Genomic DNA, 17,790 nt, shown 5'->3' with positions numbered 1-17,790 from the left:
ACCCCCCCCTTTTGTATTTGGTCAACTCAATATGAGTTAGTAACAGAGAGTAATAATAAATGAATTTTTCAAATTTTAGAGATTTTTTAGATTATCTTGAACAGCAAGGTGAATTAAAAAGAATTACTTTTCCTGTTAATCCTTATCTTGAAATGACCGAAATTGCTGATCGCGTATTACGCAGCGAAGGTCCTGCCTTATTATTTGAAAACCCGATTGGTTATGATATGCCTGTTTTATGTAATCTATTTGGCACAGCTAAGCGCGTTGCGATGGGTATGGGGCGTGAAGATACTTTAGCTTTGCGTGAAATTGGTGAGTTATTGGCATTTTTGCGTGAACCCGAACCACCCAAAGGCATACGGCAATTTTTTAATGTATTGCCTAAATATAAACAAGTACTAAATATGCCAGTCAAACATCGTTCATCCGCCCCTTGTCAAGAGGTGATTTTTAAGGATGATGAAGTGGATTTGACGCGTTTACCTATTATGCATTGCTGGCCCGATGATGTGGCACCGCTGTTATCTTGGGGACTGACTATTACTAAAGGTCCTTATAAAGATCGACAAAATGTGGGTATTTATCGCTTGCAGCTTTTAGGCAAAAATAAATTAATTATGCGCTGGCTTTCACATCGTGGTGGGGCACTTGATTTTGCCGAGTGGCAACAAGTAAATCCTAACCAAAAATTCCCCGTTAGTGTTGTGATTGGCGCTGATCCGGCAACTATTTTAGGTGCAGTGACACCCGTACCAGACACCTTACCCGAATATGCTTTTTCTGGATTATTACGCGGTAGTCGAACCGAAGTGGTGAAATCGTTATCAAACGATTTAGAGGTTCCAGCTAGTGCAGAAATCGTGCTTGAAGGTTATATTGATCCTAATGAGTTAGCATCAGAAGGTCCGTATGGTGATCACACCGGTTATTATAATGAAGTTGAGCAATTTGCCGTATTTACCGTGACACATTTAACTCGTCGTAAAGATGCGATTTATCATTCAACCTATACTGGTAGACCGCCAGATGAACCTGCGGTAATGGGGCTTGCGTTGAATGAGGTCTTTATACCAATTTTACAAAAACAATTTCCTGAAATTGTCGATTTTTATTTACCGCCCGAAGGATGCTCATACCGTATTGCGATTGTGACAATTAAAAAACAGTATCCAGGCCATGCTAAACGAGTCATGATGGGGATTTGGTCTTATCTAAGGCAATTTATGTATACAAAATTTGTGATTGTCTGTGATGATGATATTAATGCCCGTGACTGGAAAGATGTTATGTGGGCTATTTCGACACGTATGGATCCACAGCGTGATACTACTTTTATTGATAATACACCTATCGACTATTTAGACTTTGCGTCGCCGGTTTCAGGATTGGGTTCTAAAATGGGGTTGGATGCGACTAATAAATGGCCAGGTGAAACCAATCGCGAGTGGGGAAAAATTATCAAGAAAGATCCTAAAGTTGTTGCTCGGATTGATGAAATTTGGGATGAACTTGGTTTATAACATATGTGAAGAATATTGTTTATTAGAAAAAATAAATAAATTAACAGTGGTAATACCGAAAACCTGATGGTAATTGTGAGGATATAGTTGTTCAATACTTACCAAATTATTGTTGTTAGTGTTGTACAACAGACATACCGAACGGATTGATTAATAAAATTGTATTTTATCTGATTTTTATTATATAAATAAAATAACTCATATAAGTATTAAACAAAAACTATTCCCTGGGATTGCATTTATGTATAATTATTGGCAGTGTCATAATAATTTTAAAAATATGAAAAAAATTCAAATATTATTAATGCTATTGTTATCTGTTTCTTATAGTGCAATGGCTACAAATTATAAGACCCAATCAGACGATACGCAATTAAAGCTTAAACAGTCCGATTCATTACTTCCTTCTTTACGTTTATCTGCCGAAACAGGAAACGCAGAAGCTCAGTACTCATTAGGAAATATCTATAAACAAGGGGTGGGAGTTGAAGCTAGTGATGTTCGTGCTTTTTTCTGGTATAAAAAAGCAGCAGAACAAGGACTTGCCAAAGCACAAAATAATTTAGCGTTTATGTATCAAAGTGGATTGGGAACCAATCGTGATTTAAATGAAGCGGTTAAATATTTTAAATTGGCGGCAGATCAAAATTATGCATTGGCTAAATATAATTTAGCTTTAATGTATCAAGAGGGTAAAGGGGTAGAAAAAAACACATTAACTGCAATTGACTACTTTACACAAGCGGGTGATGAAGGTCTTTATGACGCTTATTTAAACCTTGGTATGATCTATTTTTTTGGTGATGGTATACAAGAAGATCGTATGACTGCAGCTGATTGGTTTAGTAAAGCTGCTAAAGATAATATTCCAGAGGCGCAATACTATTTAGGGCTAATGTCAGAAAATGGCGATGGTTTGACCCAAGATTATATGGCAGCTAGTTTTTTTTATACACAAGCGGCAGAGCGCGGACATGTGCTAGCTATGTACAATTTAGCCGTTATGTATGCAACAGGTACAGGCACGAAACCCGACAACACACAAGCTGCCTATTGGTTTACTAAAGCTGCTGAGGCGGGTAACGTTGATGCACAGTATAATATTGGTGTGATGTATGATGTAGGCGGTGGGGTGCCTAAAGATGTTAAAAAAGCCATTGAATGGTATCAAAAAGCGGCAGAGCAAGGTAGCGTTGATGCTCAATATAATTTGGGCGTTAAATATCTGGAAGGCGAAGGTATTGATAAAGATCAAGAGCGTGCTATCTATTGGTTTACTAAAGCTAGCGAACAAGGCGATCAAGACGCTAAAGCTTATTTAGAACAGTTATTACCTAAAAAATAAAAAAGCATTGTCCTTTTTAGATTGTTGACAAACCTCGATATCATTCGGGGTTTATTTTTTATTGGGATGCTATCAAAAATACTTAAAAATATACTATCAGCTAGCATATATTTTTGTTCATTGTGATAATAACGCACTGTATTTGATTAGTAATAATGGCGATATTTTTGGATAGTTATTTTATCAATTTATACCTGCCCTAGCAGTAAAAATATTGGTGCTTTTGGGGCTATTATAAATACATTTCCTTTTGGTTTCCCTTTTGATCTATCAATCTACTATCTGAACTTGTTTTTGGACCCCATATTACATAATTAAATGATTTTTACAAAAAAAGTTCAATAAAATCAATAAGTTTCCTGAGTATTTTTTATTGAAAATAAGTTCACTTTTTGTTAGGCGGAGCGCACTTATATTTGATGTGTTTGGATTTAGAACATTTGAGTTTTTCGGCATTGAGCGATAACTTGGTCTATTTTATACATCAATGAGATCAAAGAACTCGTTAAAAAGCGAGTTCTTTGTTGACTGCAGAAAAAGTATTGATCTTTTTCATCCCGAGTTTCTCATACCAGCTGCAATTCCTGAAATAGTAATCATTAATCCCTGTTCTACTATAATATTTTCGTTACCATTTGATTTTCGTGAACGACTTAATAACTCTGCTTGTAGCAAATTTAATGGTTCAATATAAGTATTACGCAATGCCACTGACTGTGCTATCCAAGGTAAATCAGCCATTAAGCTAATATCATCGGTAATGGTTAGCACGGTATTTATATCTTGGGTTAACAAATTTCTTAGCTCTTCACCTAATGGCCATAGAGCAGGATCGACTAAACGTTGCTCGTAATATTCATGAATATTCGGTGCTGCTTTGGCATAAACCATTTCAAGCATACCTAATCGAGCATTAAAAAATGGCCAATTGTGATACATCTCTTTAAGAAGATTTTGTTTACCCTCTTCAATAGCTACTCTAAGTGCACTACCAGCACCGAGCCAAGATGGCACCATTAAACGGTTTTGTGTCCAAGCAAAAATCCATGGAATAGCACGTAAACTTTCGATACCACCGCCAGTTCGACGTTTTTGTGGTCTTGAACCAAGTGGTAATCTACCTAATTCCGCCTCTGGCGTTACTGCTCTAAAATAATCAACAAATTCTGCTCGTTCTCGTACATAACTGCGATAGCAATTGCACGAAATTTCAGACATTTCATCCATGATATTGCGCCAGACTTGTTTTGGTGCTGGCGGTGGCAATAAGTTAGCTTGTAAAATAGCCGACGCATAGAGCATTAGACTACTAAGTGCAACTTCGGGTAGACCAAGTTTAAAACGGATCATTTCACCTTGTTCGGTAACTCTAAGTCCGCCTTTTAATGAGCCAGGTGGCTGTGAAAGCAGGGCGGCATGTGCTGGTGCTCCACCTCGACCGATTGAGCCGCCTCGCCCATGGAATAACACTAAATTAGTATCATATTTTTCAAATAAGTTAACTAACTCCTCTTGTGACCGATACTGTGCCCAAGATGCTGCGAGTGTTCCCGCATCTTTAGCCGAATCAGAATAACCTATCATTACCATTTGCTTTCCTTGAATTTTGTCACGATACCAAGGAATATCTAGTAGTTTTTGCATGACCGATTTAGCGTTATTTAAATCTTCTAATGTTTCAAATAATGGCACTATTGGAATATATTTTTGACAATCAACGATTTTTAATAATAGGTAAACGGCTAAAATATCAGAAGGAGCTTTAGCCATTGATATTACGTAAGAGGCGATTGCTTCTTCGCCCGCTTTTTTTATTACACGACAAGTATCTAATACTTCTTGAACCATTTCATGGGGTTGCCAATTATAAGGTAATAATGGACGATTAGATTGTAATTCAGTTAATAAAAATGCTTGTTTTTCTTGCTCCGTCCATTTTGCATAGCTACCTAAATTAAGCTCTTTGGTTAATGCGTCAAGCGCCTCAGTGTGCATAGAGCTGTCTTGTCGAATGTCTAATCGGACTAATTGTAAACCAAAACTTTTTATGCGTCGTAAAGTATCAAGTAATGGACCATGGGCTATAGTTGACATACCATGATCAATTAATGACTCATAACAGATATAAAGTGGCATCCATAGCTGTTCATTTTTAATTAAAATATCACTGGGCGGTAATACTCGTTCATTGTTCAGCAAAGCTTCAATATAGTTGTGAGTGTTAATTAAGCGTGTTCGTAATTGCTTCATTACAGCTCGATAAGGTTCGGAAGCGGTTTTGTTGTTTTTTTCTAACAGATCAATAACTGAATCACTACATTCTGTCATTGAAAGTTCACGTACCAGTATTTGAATATCGGCTAAAAATAATTCGATTGCCTTTAATCTAGCTTGTAACATGACCTTTTCGGTCACTTTAGCTGTCACATTTGGGTTACCATCACGATCGCCCCCCATCCATGAGGTGAATTTAATTGGCACATGATCAACTGATAATTGCTCATCAAAGGCATCGACTAACTGGTCATTAAGCTCACGCAAAAATAGCGGCACACCTTCCCATAAGCTATCTTCAATGACTGAAAACCCCCATTTTGCTTCATCAAGTGGCGTTGGGCGTTTTTTGCGGATTTCATCGGTATACCATGCCTGACAAACTAACTGTTTTAAGCGGCGCATAATTCGCTCAATTTCATAGTCGGCTAAATCATCATGATCCAGTTGAGATAAACAGTTATTAATAGAAGTATAAGTATTGATCATTGTCCGGCGATTAATTTCAGTTGGATGCGCAGTTAGCACTAATTCAATCGACAAATCATTAATTGCTTTTGTAATGGTTTTATTTGAAAAATTGAGACTTTTAAGAGTACTAAATAATTCGGTCATTTTTTTAGGACTACTAGATGCTTCCCCATGGGGTGAAATACCATAATACTCAGCAGCTGTATTGACTAAGTTTAAAAACTGATTAAATGCGCGTGCAATATGTAATAAATCATCATCATTAAGGTTTTCAATTAACGTGAGCAGATCATTATGTGCTTTGGGATTTCCTTGTTGAGCTGATTTTGATAATTTTCTTATTTTTTCGACTAAATCAAATGTTTCATTGCCTGTGGCGCGTTTTATTGCATTGCCTAGTAAAGTGCCTAACATATTGACATTACTTCGCATTGAGGAATATTGGTTATTCATGATTTTCTCATCTTCGATTTTATTATGCCTAAGCATTTTTAAGATGCATGCCCCCAAATGACAATTAATGGGATAGGTATAATTATTGGTTAATGTGGATAACTTATATACTTTATAACAATGTTGCTTTGAATTTAAATAATAAAATTTTATGGTTTTTATTTTTTTTAATTGTTTTAATTATATCTACCATGAAAAATCAGCAACTAAAAATGTGCATCAGAAGATTTATTTAACAAGATTATTTTGCGATGAACGCAGTGGTAAACTGTATCTTGATATCATTTGGGTATATACTAACAGCATTATCAATACATATTGGATTATTTAATGATCGCTGTTTTTTATATCGCGTCGATTATTGCTATTGTTGCCAGTGTAAAAGTGATTAGTAGCTTACGGATTGATAAAGCAATCTTATATCTTATTATTTCCCTTTTTGCCTCAGCACTGATATTTATTCTACTTGAGACATATTTTTCTGCTGTTTTATATATCCTATTATTCATTGGTGGCTCGGTAACGCTTTTTTTACTTGTCGCATCGATTTTGAAAATTAGCGTTGATAATGTAGAAAACAATAAACGGGGTATCAGCCCAAAAATTTGGTTAGGGCCATTAATATTAGCCTTTATTTTACTCGTAGCCCTTATTTATGGCGTAGTGAATACTAACTATTCAGAACTGAAAGAATCCCATGAGTTAATGCATGAGATGTCTGTATATGCCTACATTTTGATGGCTGAATTAGCCTTTTTTTTATTATTGGGTGCAGTTGTCATTGCTTATCATTTCATGCATCGGCTTCTGTCGGAGAAATAATATGATTCCTCTCATGTATTGTCTTATATTTGCGTCTATTTTATTTGTGATTGGTTTACTAGGGGTAATGATTCGGCGCCATCTCTATTTTTTATTACTTAGCCTTATTATTATGAATAATGGTGCAATAGTTGCATTATTTGCGGCAAGTAGCTATTGGCAACAATCCGATGGTCAAGTACTGGCAATATTAGCAGTTATAATAGCCTTAACTGAAGTGTGTGTGGGGCTTGCATTGATGATGAAACTATTCTACCGTCGAAAAATTTTTAATATTGATTCATTGAGTGAAATGAAAGGATGAATTTACTTTATTTAACTATTATTGTTCCCTTACTCTCTTTTCTAATATTAGTGTGTCTAGGGAGACATATTCGATCAATTAATGTGATGATTATTGGTATTAGTACTATGCTAGTAATTACACTAATTACTGTATTTGCTTGCATTGATTTTAGTTCTAATACAGTACCTGATATGATCTTAGTTTATACCAGACCATTATGGAATTGGTTTTCAGTGGGTGATTTTACTGTGCCTATTTCTTTAACCTTAGATGGCTTATCACTAACCTTTTTAGTTTTAATCTCATTTTTTGGTTTTTTTATCTATTTTTTTGCAGCTTGTTATTTAACTTCAAGAAAGGATATTTATAATTTTTATGCTTACAGTAATTTATTAATTGCCAGTATATTAACCGTTGTATTAGTTGATAATCTATTTGTTATGTTAATTGGCTGGGAAGGTGTGAGCATAAGTACTTACTTACTTATCGGTATTTACTATAAACAGGCTCGTAATGGTTATGCAGCAGTAAAGGCATTTATCATTATGCATTTAACTGATATTTTTTTTATTATTGGTATATTTTTACTATACCAAAATTTAGGGACATTAAATATTCGTGATGTTTTGACGCAAGCACATGATAATTTAGCGGTCGATTCAGACATCATATTTTGGATAACTTTAATGCTGTTCCTTGGTGCAATGAGTAAGTCTGCGCTATTTCCTATGCATTCATGGTTTGCTCAAACAACATTAGCGCCAATGCCTGCGGTAGCTTTATTACAATCTTCAACGGTGATTTTAGCTGGAGTATATTTAGTTTTAAGGCTTAGTAATTTGTTTATGATGTCAAATGATGTGCTTGCTATTATATCAATAATGTCATCGTTAACCATATTATTTGCTAGTACTATCGCCTTAGTTCAGTATGATATTAAACGAATTATCACCTATATCAATTTAGCACAAATTAGCTATCTATTTTATGCGTTTTCAACGCAAAGTTGGAGTTTGTCTCTTAATTGCTTAATTAATTATACAGTAACAAGTACATTGCTGATTTTAGCCTCATCAATTTTAATCAAAAAATGTCAAGGTGAGCGTGATATAAGTAAATTGGGCGGTTTAATCAAATCTTTTCCTGTGTTACATGTAGTATTTTTGTTAATTATGTTGTCACTTAGTGCCATGCCTTGGATTTCGGCATCATTTTATGTTAAAGGGGATATCATTTGGGGATTAATGGCTAAAGATAGATTGATATCCGGAACCATTGGTTTGATGGGGATTTTATTTTCGAGCTTAGGAATATGGCGTTTAATTTTGATGGTATTTTATCAAAAACAAAAACGGTATGATTTTACAAAAACTAAATGGATAAGTTATTGTCCAATTTTTATATTATTGATATTTACTACTGCGTTGTTCATTTATTTTCCATTACCGATTCAAGGCATTATCCCAATCGCGGAGTTAGATACGAATGGACAGATCTCCTTTCAGCTATTATTAGCTGCGGTGAGCGGATTGAGTTTTCTTATTGCTTATATTTTATATGCACGACCAAATAGCGAAGTGCAAGAAGTGCTTAATACACCAATGATTAAATTCTTTTTACGTTTATGTAATAGTGACTGGCATTATGATTACTTATTGAATACTCTATTTGTTAAACCTTATGTCTATCTAGCTAAATTGTTAAAAAAAGATCCTTTAGCCTTATGGGATTATTGGATAATGTGGGGAATCAGAAAATTAAATTCATTCATCGTTGACCTAGAAAATGGACAAATTCGGTGGTATATGGTTTCGATGGTTATAGGTAGCATTATCGTATTAATGTTACTGATTTTTATTTAATAAAGGTGTAATCACTCATGTTGTTATGGCTTGTTTTTTTACCTGTGATAGGCGGATTTATTGGTTGGTTATGCTATGTATGTTTACAAAGAGGCGTTGTTTCTGCCAATGTACAGATGCGTTGGTCAAAATTACCAATAATTGTAGCCTTTACTACTATTTGTATTACATTATTGATGGTAATAGTAGTATGGGTAGATGCCGTTGATGTGTTAAATAAGGGGGCAAATTGGGTACAGGAAGTTAATCTAGAATGGATCCCTTTGTTAGGCATTCATTTTCATCTTGTCTTAGATGGTCTATCTATGGTCGTTATCACCGCAACTCTATTTATTGTGTTATTGACGATTGTCTATTCTAGTAAAGAGAGCCTCAACAATCTTGGTCTATTTTACTTATGCCTATTATTTATGACATCAGCTATTATGATGTTATTTGTAATCACTGATTTATTTTTAATGTTCTTCTTTTGGGAAGCGGTCGCAATTCCTATCTATTTTTTAATTTCGCTATGGGGACGACGAGATTCAAGCTCACAATTGCGTTTTAACGGTGCCAGCAAATTTTTAATTTATACTCAATTGAGCAGTTTACTTATGCTAATTTCAATTGTGTCATTAGCCTTGACCAACTGGAACTTAACAGGGCATTGGACGTTTGATTATCAGGTATTAACAAAAACGCCCATTTCAAGTTATACCGAATTTTTACTCATGCTGGGATTTTTAGCTGCTTTTATCGTGCGTATTCCTTTTGTTCCCTTTCATGGCTGGTTTATTGAAGCTCATATGGAATCTTCAACAACTGGCTCGATGATGATCAGTGGATTGTTACTTAATACTGCAGCATTTGGTTTATTACGTTTTGTTATACCTCTATTTCCTAATGCTTCAATCATTATTATGCCACTTATGTTAGTTCTTGCTCTATTCACGGTGTTTTATGCAGCATTACTAGCATTTAATCAAACAGATATTAAAAAACTCATTGCTTATATTCATATTGCGTTAATGGGATTTGTTACGGCCATTATTTATAGTGGTTCTGTTGTTGCTTATCAAGGTGTGGTTATTCAAATGATAGCTATCAATTTAGCAATAGTTGGCATGTTTATAATTAGTGGATTATTGGGGGAATGTTATTCAACTCGAAATATAAACCAATTTGTTGGACTTAAAGAACGCGTACCTTATCTATCTTCATTTACTTTGTATTTTATATTAGCTGTATTAGGTATTCCTGGCACGGCTAATTTTGTTGGAAATTATATGATGTTATTTGGTAGTTATTCAGTTTTTTCCTTTTATACTATCTTATTAATAATTGGCTTACTATTACTGTCTATTTCATTTATTGTACGTATGCAGCCTATTTTTTATGGTGCAGTTGATAATGGTGTTGCAATAAAACATTTACTTAGTAAAAAAGATTTATTGTTATTATCAAGCATTTTAATTGTTCTTATTGTTATTGGTTTGTATCCTCAAGTGGTTTTAGATATGTCTTATTCTGTCGTTAATCAAACGCAACAATACATAACTACCGAGCGAGTTGGAGAGTAATAATCTATGATAGCTTTATCGCCTATTTTTGTATTAAGCTTTGCCATCATTGTTTTGTTATGTTCCCTATTTATTTTTAAAGTAGGCACTAAAGGATGTGCTATTTTAACTGTGTGTGGATTAACTGGTGCATTGATCTGCTCTGTGATGATTGGCTATAAAATTTCGTTTAGTACACAACATATAACCGATATTAGCAATGACAATATGCAAATATCGGCGTCAGTTTCTGCTTCTACTAAAGAGCCAAATCCATCGAGCGAAGAAACAATTGCAATTGATACTGTATCTTCTGAAATTGTGGGGCCATCGAATGAACGTGACAATATAAGTATTGACGGTAATATCGAAAGCGGTCAGTCTACTAATACTAATACTAATACTAATACTAATACTAATACTAATACTAATACTAATACTAATACTAATACTAATACTAATACTAATACTAATACTAATGTTGATGATAATTTTCTCATCGATTTTCATTTAACGGATGAATGGCTGGCACGTCATATCACCGCGCTTTTCACCTGTGATGGCTACGGATTACTTTATACCAGCTTGATTTTGATTATATCCATTGCCGTTTCTTGTTTCGCATATCGTTGGTTTAAACAAGAGAAACTTCAGCACGGGTTATTTTATTTAATCTTACTTTTTATGGCATTAGGTGGTGTAACACTCGTATATGCCAGCCATTTAATCTCATTTTTTATTGGGATTGAACTGTTATCTATTCCATTTGTTGGCTTAATTGGTTATCAATATACACAGACTCATTCATTAGAAGCTGCCGTTAAGTATATGATTTTATCTGCTGTTGCCAGCGTATTTTTATTGATGGGTATCGCTTTTTATTATGCCACGACCGGAGAGTTGACTTTTAGCGGCCTTAGTTATCAACTCTCAACAATGCCTTCTCTAAGTATATTATTACTGATGGGTGTTTGCTTAATGTTGGTTGGTATTGGTTTTAAATTATCATTGGTGCCATTTCAACTTTGGTTGCCTGATGTTTATCAAGGCGCACCAACAGTTGTTGCTTTATTGCTATCAACAGTTGGAAAAGTTGCGATTTTTTGTGCTATCGCAAGACTATTTCTATTAGCACCCATTGTTAACAACGAAACCATTCGGATTATTTTAGTTATTATGGCTTTTTGTTCTATTTTATGGGGCAATTTATTGGCGCTAATGCAAAGTAGCTTAAAACGATTACTTGCTTATTCATCAATAGCACATTTCGGTTATCTCTTAACAGCTTTAATTGCTGTTCAATATCAAGTGCTTGCATTAGAAACGATTGGTGTTTATTTAATTGGCTATATTTTAGCTAATATCTGTATTTTAGGGACGATAAGTTTAGATTCTCATTCTAATGAACTTAAAGATCATGAAGATGAAATTGACCTGTTAGGACTATTTTGGCGAAGACCAATTCTAGCATTAGCGATGGGGGTAGGGCTTTTATCATTGGCAGGTACACCATTAACAGCAGGCTTTGTTGGACGATTTTTATTGGTGTTATTAGGCGTAACGGCTGAATTATGGTGGTTAGTTGCTGCCGTTGTTATGGGTAGTGCATTGGGGCTTTATTTTTATGCTCGCTTAATTATTAATCTTTATATAAGACCAACTTTTGGTGACGATCAAATTTCAAGCGGATCTTCAATTAAATTAAAATGGATTAATATTCGAATAAGCGAGTTAATTATTGTGTTATGTGCATTATTGACGCTACTTTGTGGAATTTACCCTAAATGGCTATTTAACTTAGTTAGCATGGCACAATATTTGACTACGTAATTAATGATAATTCGCTTTTATTGTTTTATCGTTTTTGTGGCGGATTCATATTAGCTTAAGTAGCCTAAAATGCTTTGTTTTTATACTTAGACACATACTTTCCTGAAACTTTTTGACAAGAAATAGTTAATAATAGATTTATTTATTGTGTTATAATTCTGACCTTTAAAAATTTAATTTGAATCAAGAGGATTAGTATGAATTTTTTTATCTCTAGTGCTTATGCAGCAGATGGTAGTCAACCAGGTAGTGATTATTTTATGCCAATTATGTTAGTTGTATTTGGTTTATTTTTCTATTTTATGATTATGCGTCCACAACAAAAACGTGTTAAAGCTCATCGTGATTTAATGGCATCAATTTCAAGAGGTGATGAAGTTTTAACTAGTGGTGGGCTTATTGGTCGTGTAGCAAAAGTTAACGAAAATGGTTACCTAGTGCTAGAGTTAAATGATACCACTGAAGTTGTGATCAAGCGTGACTTTATCACTTCAGTTTTACCAAAAGGAACAATGAAATCACTATAATAGAGAGTTATCTATTATCGTTCATTGTATGAATTACCTAACCTAACCCACAAGAGAATATGTCGTGTTAAATCGCTATCCTTTGTGGAAGTACATTATGTTGGTCGTTGTAATTTGCCTCGGCCTACTTTATGCACTTCCAAATATTTATGGTGAAGATCCCGCTATACAAATTTCAGGCTCAAACACAGCCGAAATTAATGTTGCTACGCAAGATAAGATTAAAAAACTTTTGGCTGATAATCACATCGAAACGAAATCATTAGTTTATGAAAATAAGTCGATTTTGATTCGTGTTGGTGATAATGACACACAACTTAAAGCCAAAGAACTCATATCAGACGCGTTAGGTGAACAGTATATAGTTGCATTAAATTTAGCACCTGCAACTCCATCGTGGCTTACTGTGTTAGGTGCAGAACCTATGAAACTGGGGCTTGATTTACGTGGTGGTGTTCACTTTCTGATGGAGGTTGATATGACCACCGCATTAAGTAAACTCACTGAGCAATCTATTGAAAACATAAAAGCTGAATTTGCTAATAGCAAATTAAATTATAAAAAGATCAGCAAAAATAGTAATCAGCAAATTGTATTACAATTTGATAATACAGAAGAACGCAATAAAGCTATCACTAAGATCAATGGGTTACAAGATTTCAGAGTTATTTCTCAAAGTGAGAACAGTGTTGTAATCAATGTCAGCGAACGACGTTTACAACAAGCGAAAAATGACGCAGTGCAACAAAATACCACAATTTTGCGTAACCGTGTCAATCAACTAGGTGTTGCTGAGCCAATTGTCCAACGTCAAGGTGCAGATCGTATTGTTGTTGAATTACCAGGCATACAAGACACAGCATTAGCCAAACGTATTTTGGGGGCAACGGCAACACTAGAGTTTAGACAAGTTAACGAAGAGAGCACACCTAATTTACCTGCTATCATCAATGGCGATATGCGAATACCGTATGGTTCAGAAATTCAGTATATGGAAAACGGTCGCCCAGTACTACTTTATAAACGTATTGTATTAACTGGCGATCATATTACCGATTCTTCATATCGTGCTAATCAATATGGTCAACCCGAAGTTGCTATTACACTTGATGGTTCGGGGGGTAAAAGAATGTTTGATTTTACCCAAAAAAATCTTCATAAAGCGATGGCAACCCTATTTGTTGAATACAAAGATACCGGTAAGCGTGATGAAAACGACAAACCGATCCTTGAAAAACAAGAACGGGTTATCAACGTGGCAACTATTCAAGGTATTTTTAGTGATCGCTTCCAAGTAACCGGGATTAGTAGCATTGATGAAGCTAAAAATTTATCATTATTATTAAGAGCAGGAGCATTAATTGCACCGATTCAGATTATTGAAGAACGAACAGTTGGACCATCAATGGGGCAAGAAAATATAACCCAAGGCTTAGAATCTTGCGCATGGGGTTTATTGATTTCTGTCATTTTTATGCTAGTGATGTATCGTTTGTTTGGTGTGTTTGCAAGCCTTGCATTAGTTGCAAACTTAATATTAATTGTTGGTGTAATGTCTTTACTTCCTGGGGCAACGCTAAGCATGCCTGGTATCGCAGGTATTGTGTTAACTGTGGGTATGGCTGTTGATGCCAATGTACTGATTAACGAACGAATAAAAGAAGAGCTTAGTAATGGACGTGGTGTACAACATGCAATTAATGAAGGGTATGCTGGTGCTTGGAGCAGTATTTTTGATGCTAACCTTACCACTTTAATTACTGCAGTTATTCTTTATGCAGTCGGTACAGGCTCAATTAAAGGCTTTGCTATTACATTAGGTATCGGTATTGTAACATCAATGTTTACATCAATTGTTGGTACTCGTGCACTAGCCAATCTTATTTATGGCGGTCGTCGCGTTAATAAGTTATCAATTTAGAGGTTTATTGTGAGTATTACTAAAAAACAAAATCATGATGTTAGAGAATTGAATCATGGTCGCAGAGTCCTCGACTTTTTAAAATTTGGCTTTATTGCTTTTGTTATTTCAATGTTATTAGTTGTTGCCTCTTTTGTGGTTATTTTTGTTAAAGGATTTAATCTAGGACAAGATTTCACCGGAGGGACGACAGTTGAGCTCACCGTAACAAAAGCTGTTAACCTTGATGACCTTCGTAACAGCTTACGCAATGCTGGCTATCATGAACCGATAGTACAATATTACGGTAGTAGTAAAGATATCATCATTAGATTACCTTCGGCTAAGCAAGAAGACGGTAGTGCCTCATCTGCTATTGATAATGCACTAGGCACAAAAATTTCTAATTTAGTCCATAAAGATATTGATGCCAATGCCCAAATTAAACGGATTGAATTTGTCGGTCCAACAGTTGGAGCTGAACTTGCTCAAGATGGTGTTTTGGCTATATGTGCCGCATTAGTGTGTATTTTAATCTATATTGCCTTTCGCTTTGAGTGGCGATTTGGTACGGGTGCGGTTGTTGCCTTAGCACATGATGTTGTTATTACTGCAGGTTATCTATCACTATTTGAACGAGAACTTGATTTAACTATCATTGCAGCGATGCTATCAATTATTGGTTATTCACTTAACGATACCATTGTTGTTTTTGATAGAATTCGTGAAAATTTTAGAAAGATTCGTCGAGCAGAGCCTTACGATGTTATTAATATTTCGTTAACACAAACTTTGCATCGTACTTTAATGACATCAGGTACAACCCTTGTTGTGGTGATTATTCTGTATATTTTTGGTGGTTCAATGTTAAAAGGTTTTTCTGAAACATTAGGCGTTGGTATTGTACTTGGTACAATTTCATCAATTTATGTGGCTGCGTATATGTCACTTAAATTGGGCGTAAAACGTGAACACTTTATGCCACCTAAAATTGAAGCAGAAGGCGCAGATCAACCTTCAATATTGCGTTAATTATGTAAACTCTGCCATCAATAGGCAGAGTTTTATTAGCCTGTTTTTTAAACAAATAATATCAAATCGATTGACACTTATTATTTAGTTGCATATTATTAGCCACAGTTTTATCCCTTTCTATTTGGGGCCATAGCTCAGCTGGGAGAGCGCAACGCTGGCAGCGTTGAGGTCAGGGGTTCGATCCCCCTTGGCTCCACCAATCAATATTCTGTAAGATTCTTTAAAACCCACTTAAAGTATATAAAATTCTCGAAGTATTTGTTAGCAGATGCATGACCAAAATTTTTAGTTATATTATTGTGTTATTCAGTGGTTATCAATGAAAAACGAAATTGATTTAATAAATAAAAAAATCAATTAATTATTGAATATCTCCAAATATTAAACTCAATTCTATTAAAAGTGCACAATCAATTTTGTATATATAAATATAGTGCAACGATGACATCTACTAAGTGATACTTTTGTGCATAATCTAATAGTGATAGGATATAAAAAGTTAAATAAACAAAAGGTATAAAATCGTGACTTATAAACCTACCCAAGCGCCAAACAAATGTGAGAATATGAACCACATTCGTGCCGAAATAGATCAGATTGACCATTCCATAATTAAATTGCTTGCTACACGCTTTGAATACGTCAAAGCTGCCAGTAAGTTCAAAAAAAATACCACTGATGTACAAGCCAAAGAACGTTTTGACAGTATGCTAGAGCAACGAAAACAATGGTCGAATGAATTAGGACTTAATGGCGAAATCATCAAAGATCTATATGCAAATCTAGTACGATATTTTATCGATGAAGAATTGGAATATTTCAAAAACAAAGAAAAATAAAAACAGAGATTTCATTAAAAATATTTAGATAATATATTGATTTTATGTTATATTTAAAGATATGAATGATCTCATAAGAAGTAGGTGACATGGCTTATGCAACTAAACAGCAGTTATTAGATGAAATAAACAAAACGGCCAAGCTATTTATTGATGAGTTTATAGTTTTATCTGAATCACAAAAAGACTCTTTGGTAGAGGGCGTTGATCGTACTCCTGCACAAATGATTGCTTATCAACTCGGTTGGCTTAATTTGGTGAAATCTTGGGATGATGATGAACTTGCTGGTAAAACACCTGAATTACCGGCTTCTGGATACAAATGGAATCAATTGGGTAATTTGTATCAACAATTTTATAAAACATATCAATACCTATCATTACAGGCATTAATTCAAGCATTTAATCAGCAAATCACCATTTGGAATGATTGGATTCAATCTTTGAACGAAGACACTTTGTTTATAAAAGATAGCCGTAATTGGACTACACCTTATCCTGAATCTTGGACTGTTGCTCGATTTATCCATATTAATTCTGTGGCGCCTTTTAAATCGTTTAGAGCAAAAATCAGAAAGTGGAAAAAGCTAAATGCATCAGTTTAAAATTATATTCAATATAATGTAAGGAGAATAATATGGCCTTTACAGAAACAGAACGACAGCAATTGATGGAACTTAAATTCGTGGGTGCCAAAATTATTGAAAGACTTGAAGAGATGAACTTCGATTCTTTCGATAAATTGCGTAATGTTGGTTTAGATGAAATCCTTAATAAAGGTGCGTTATTAACAGGTTCAACTTGTTGGAAAAACAGTCATCAAGCAAAAACGGCAATAAGTAATATTTTGAGTTTAGTTAACAATACTTAATATTCCTTGTATAGGCGGTAAGTGCATCCAACCGTTCAATTGAACAATGATAATCAATTTTTGGGTTTCTTATCTATTTTTAAGATATTTATACTGAAACGTATAGTTACCTGAAACCTTTTTACAAAAATTAATTATCTCTAGTGTTCAAGGAACAACGGCATTTCGATGGAAATACCGTTTTCTAACTCAGTTTATTGCAACACGTATA

14 protein-coding genes and 1 tRNA gene are annotated in these 17,790 nt (G+C 34.6%); 14 read left to right on the top strand and 1 reads right to left on the bottom strand.

Annotation, left to right across the window (positions count from 1 at the left end; all coding sequences use genetic code 11):
- Positions 1–59: 59 nt before the first annotated feature.
- The gene (gene ubiD / locus BQ5209_RS02070) at positions 60–1,523 is read left to right on the top strand and encodes a 4-hydroxy-3-polyprenylbenzoate decarboxylase (RefSeq protein WP_085246912.1); all 1,464 of its coding nucleotides are present in this window, start codon (positions 60–62) and stop codon (positions 1,521–1,523) included.
- Between the two features lie 241 nt (positions 1,524–1,764).
- Complete coding sequence (locus tag BQ5209_RS02065) at positions 1,765–2,868, top strand: SEL1-like repeat protein (protein WP_085246911.1); 1,104 nt, start codon at positions 1,765–1,767, stop codon at positions 2,866–2,868.
- 552 nt (positions 2,869–3,420) lie between these two features.
- Here the strand turns inward: BQ5209_RS02065 and ppc are convergent.
- The gene (gene ppc / locus BQ5209_RS02060) at positions 3,421–6,066 is read right to left on the bottom strand and encodes a phosphoenolpyruvate carboxylase (RefSeq protein WP_085246910.1); all 2,646 of its coding nucleotides are present in this window, start codon (positions 6,064–6,066) and stop codon (positions 3,421–3,423) included.
- A gap of 330 nt (positions 6,067–6,396) precedes the next feature.
- On the opposite strand from ppc, the gene BQ5209_RS02055 reads away from it, so the two are divergent.
- From BQ5209_RS02055 to BQ5209_RS02000, 12 genes are all read left to right on the top strand, one after another.
- Positions 6,397–6,888 (top strand): NADH-quinone oxidoreductase subunit J, encoded by a 492-nt coding sequence (locus tag BQ5209_RS02055; RefSeq protein WP_085246909.1) that lies wholly within the window; start codon positions 6,397–6,399, stop codon positions 6,886–6,888.
- A 1-nt stretch (position 6,889) separates the two neighbouring features.
- Positions 6,890–7,192, top strand: a complete 303-nt coding sequence (nuoK, locus tag BQ5209_RS02050; protein ID WP_085246908.1) for an NADH-quinone oxidoreductase subunit NuoK — start codon at positions 6,890–6,892, stop codon at positions 7,190–7,192.
- Entirely contained in the window at positions 7,189–9,036 is a 1,848-nt protein-coding gene (locus BQ5209_RS02045; RefSeq protein ID WP_085246907.1) for an NADH-quinone oxidoreductase subunit 5 family protein, read from the top strand. Before nuoK ends, BQ5209_RS02045 begins: the two co-directional genes overlap by 4 nt.
- 17 nt (positions 9,037–9,053) lie before the next feature.
- A complete protein-coding gene (locus tag BQ5209_RS02040; RefSeq protein ID WP_085246906.1) occupies positions 9,054–10,598 on the top strand; it encodes a complex I subunit 4 family protein in 1,545 nt (514 codons plus the stop codon).
- 6 nt (positions 10,599–10,604) lie between these two features.
- The gene (locus BQ5209_RS02035; protein ID WP_085246905.1) at positions 10,605–12,407 is read left to right on the top strand and encodes an NADH-quinone oxidoreductase subunit N; all 1,803 of its coding nucleotides are present in this window, start codon (positions 10,605–10,607) and stop codon (positions 12,405–12,407) included.
- Positions 12,408–12,604: 197 nt separating this feature from the next.
- Positions 12,605–12,934: a preprotein translocase subunit YajC gene (gene yajC, locus BQ5209_RS02030; RefSeq protein WP_085246904.1), complete on the top strand. Its 330-nt coding sequence runs from the start codon at positions 12,605–12,607 to the stop codon at positions 12,932–12,934.
- 64 nt (positions 12,935–12,998) lie between these two features.
- Positions 12,999–14,855: a protein translocase subunit SecD gene (secD, locus tag BQ5209_RS02025; RefSeq protein ID WP_085246903.1), complete on the top strand. Its 1,857-nt coding sequence runs from the start codon at positions 12,999–13,001 to the stop codon at positions 14,853–14,855.
- Positions 14,856–14,870: 15 nt separating this feature from the next.
- Positions 14,871–15,866, top strand: a complete 996-nt coding sequence (gene secF, locus BQ5209_RS02020; protein WP_085246945.1) for a protein translocase subunit SecF — start codon at positions 14,871–14,873, stop codon at positions 15,864–15,866.
- A gap of 126 nt (positions 15,867–15,992) precedes the next feature.
- A tRNA-Ala gene (locus BQ5209_RS02015) sits at positions 15,993–16,068 on the top strand.
- A 325-nt stretch (positions 16,069–16,393) separates the two neighbouring features.
- Positions 16,394–16,708 carry a chorismate mutase gene (locus BQ5209_RS02010; RefSeq protein WP_208609917.1) on the top strand — a complete coding sequence of 105 codons (315 nt, stop codon included), beginning with the start codon at positions 16,394–16,396 and terminating at the stop codon, positions 16,706–16,708.
- Between the two features lie 89 nt (positions 16,709–16,797).
- The gene (locus BQ5209_RS02005) at positions 16,798–17,313 is read left to right on the top strand and encodes a ClbS/DfsB family four-helix bundle protein (RefSeq protein WP_085246902.1); all 516 of its coding nucleotides are present in this window, start codon (positions 16,798–16,800) and stop codon (positions 17,311–17,313) included.
- A 32-nt stretch (positions 17,314–17,345) separates the two neighbouring features.
- Complete coding sequence (locus BQ5209_RS02000; RefSeq protein WP_085246901.1) at positions 17,346–17,579, top strand: Pathogenicity locus; 234 nt, start codon at positions 17,346–17,348, stop codon at positions 17,577–17,579.
- Positions 17,580–17,790 lie beyond the last annotated feature (211 nt).

It is taken from the genome of Gilliamella mensalis (assembly GCF_900103085.1).
GTDB classification, from domain to species: Bacteria; Pseudomonadota; Gammaproteobacteria; order Enterobacterales; family Orbaceae; genus Gilliamella; species Gilliamella mensalis.
The sequence above is the reverse complement of the archived record's forward strand: the minus strand, read 5'-3'. Positions and strand labels throughout refer to the sequence as shown.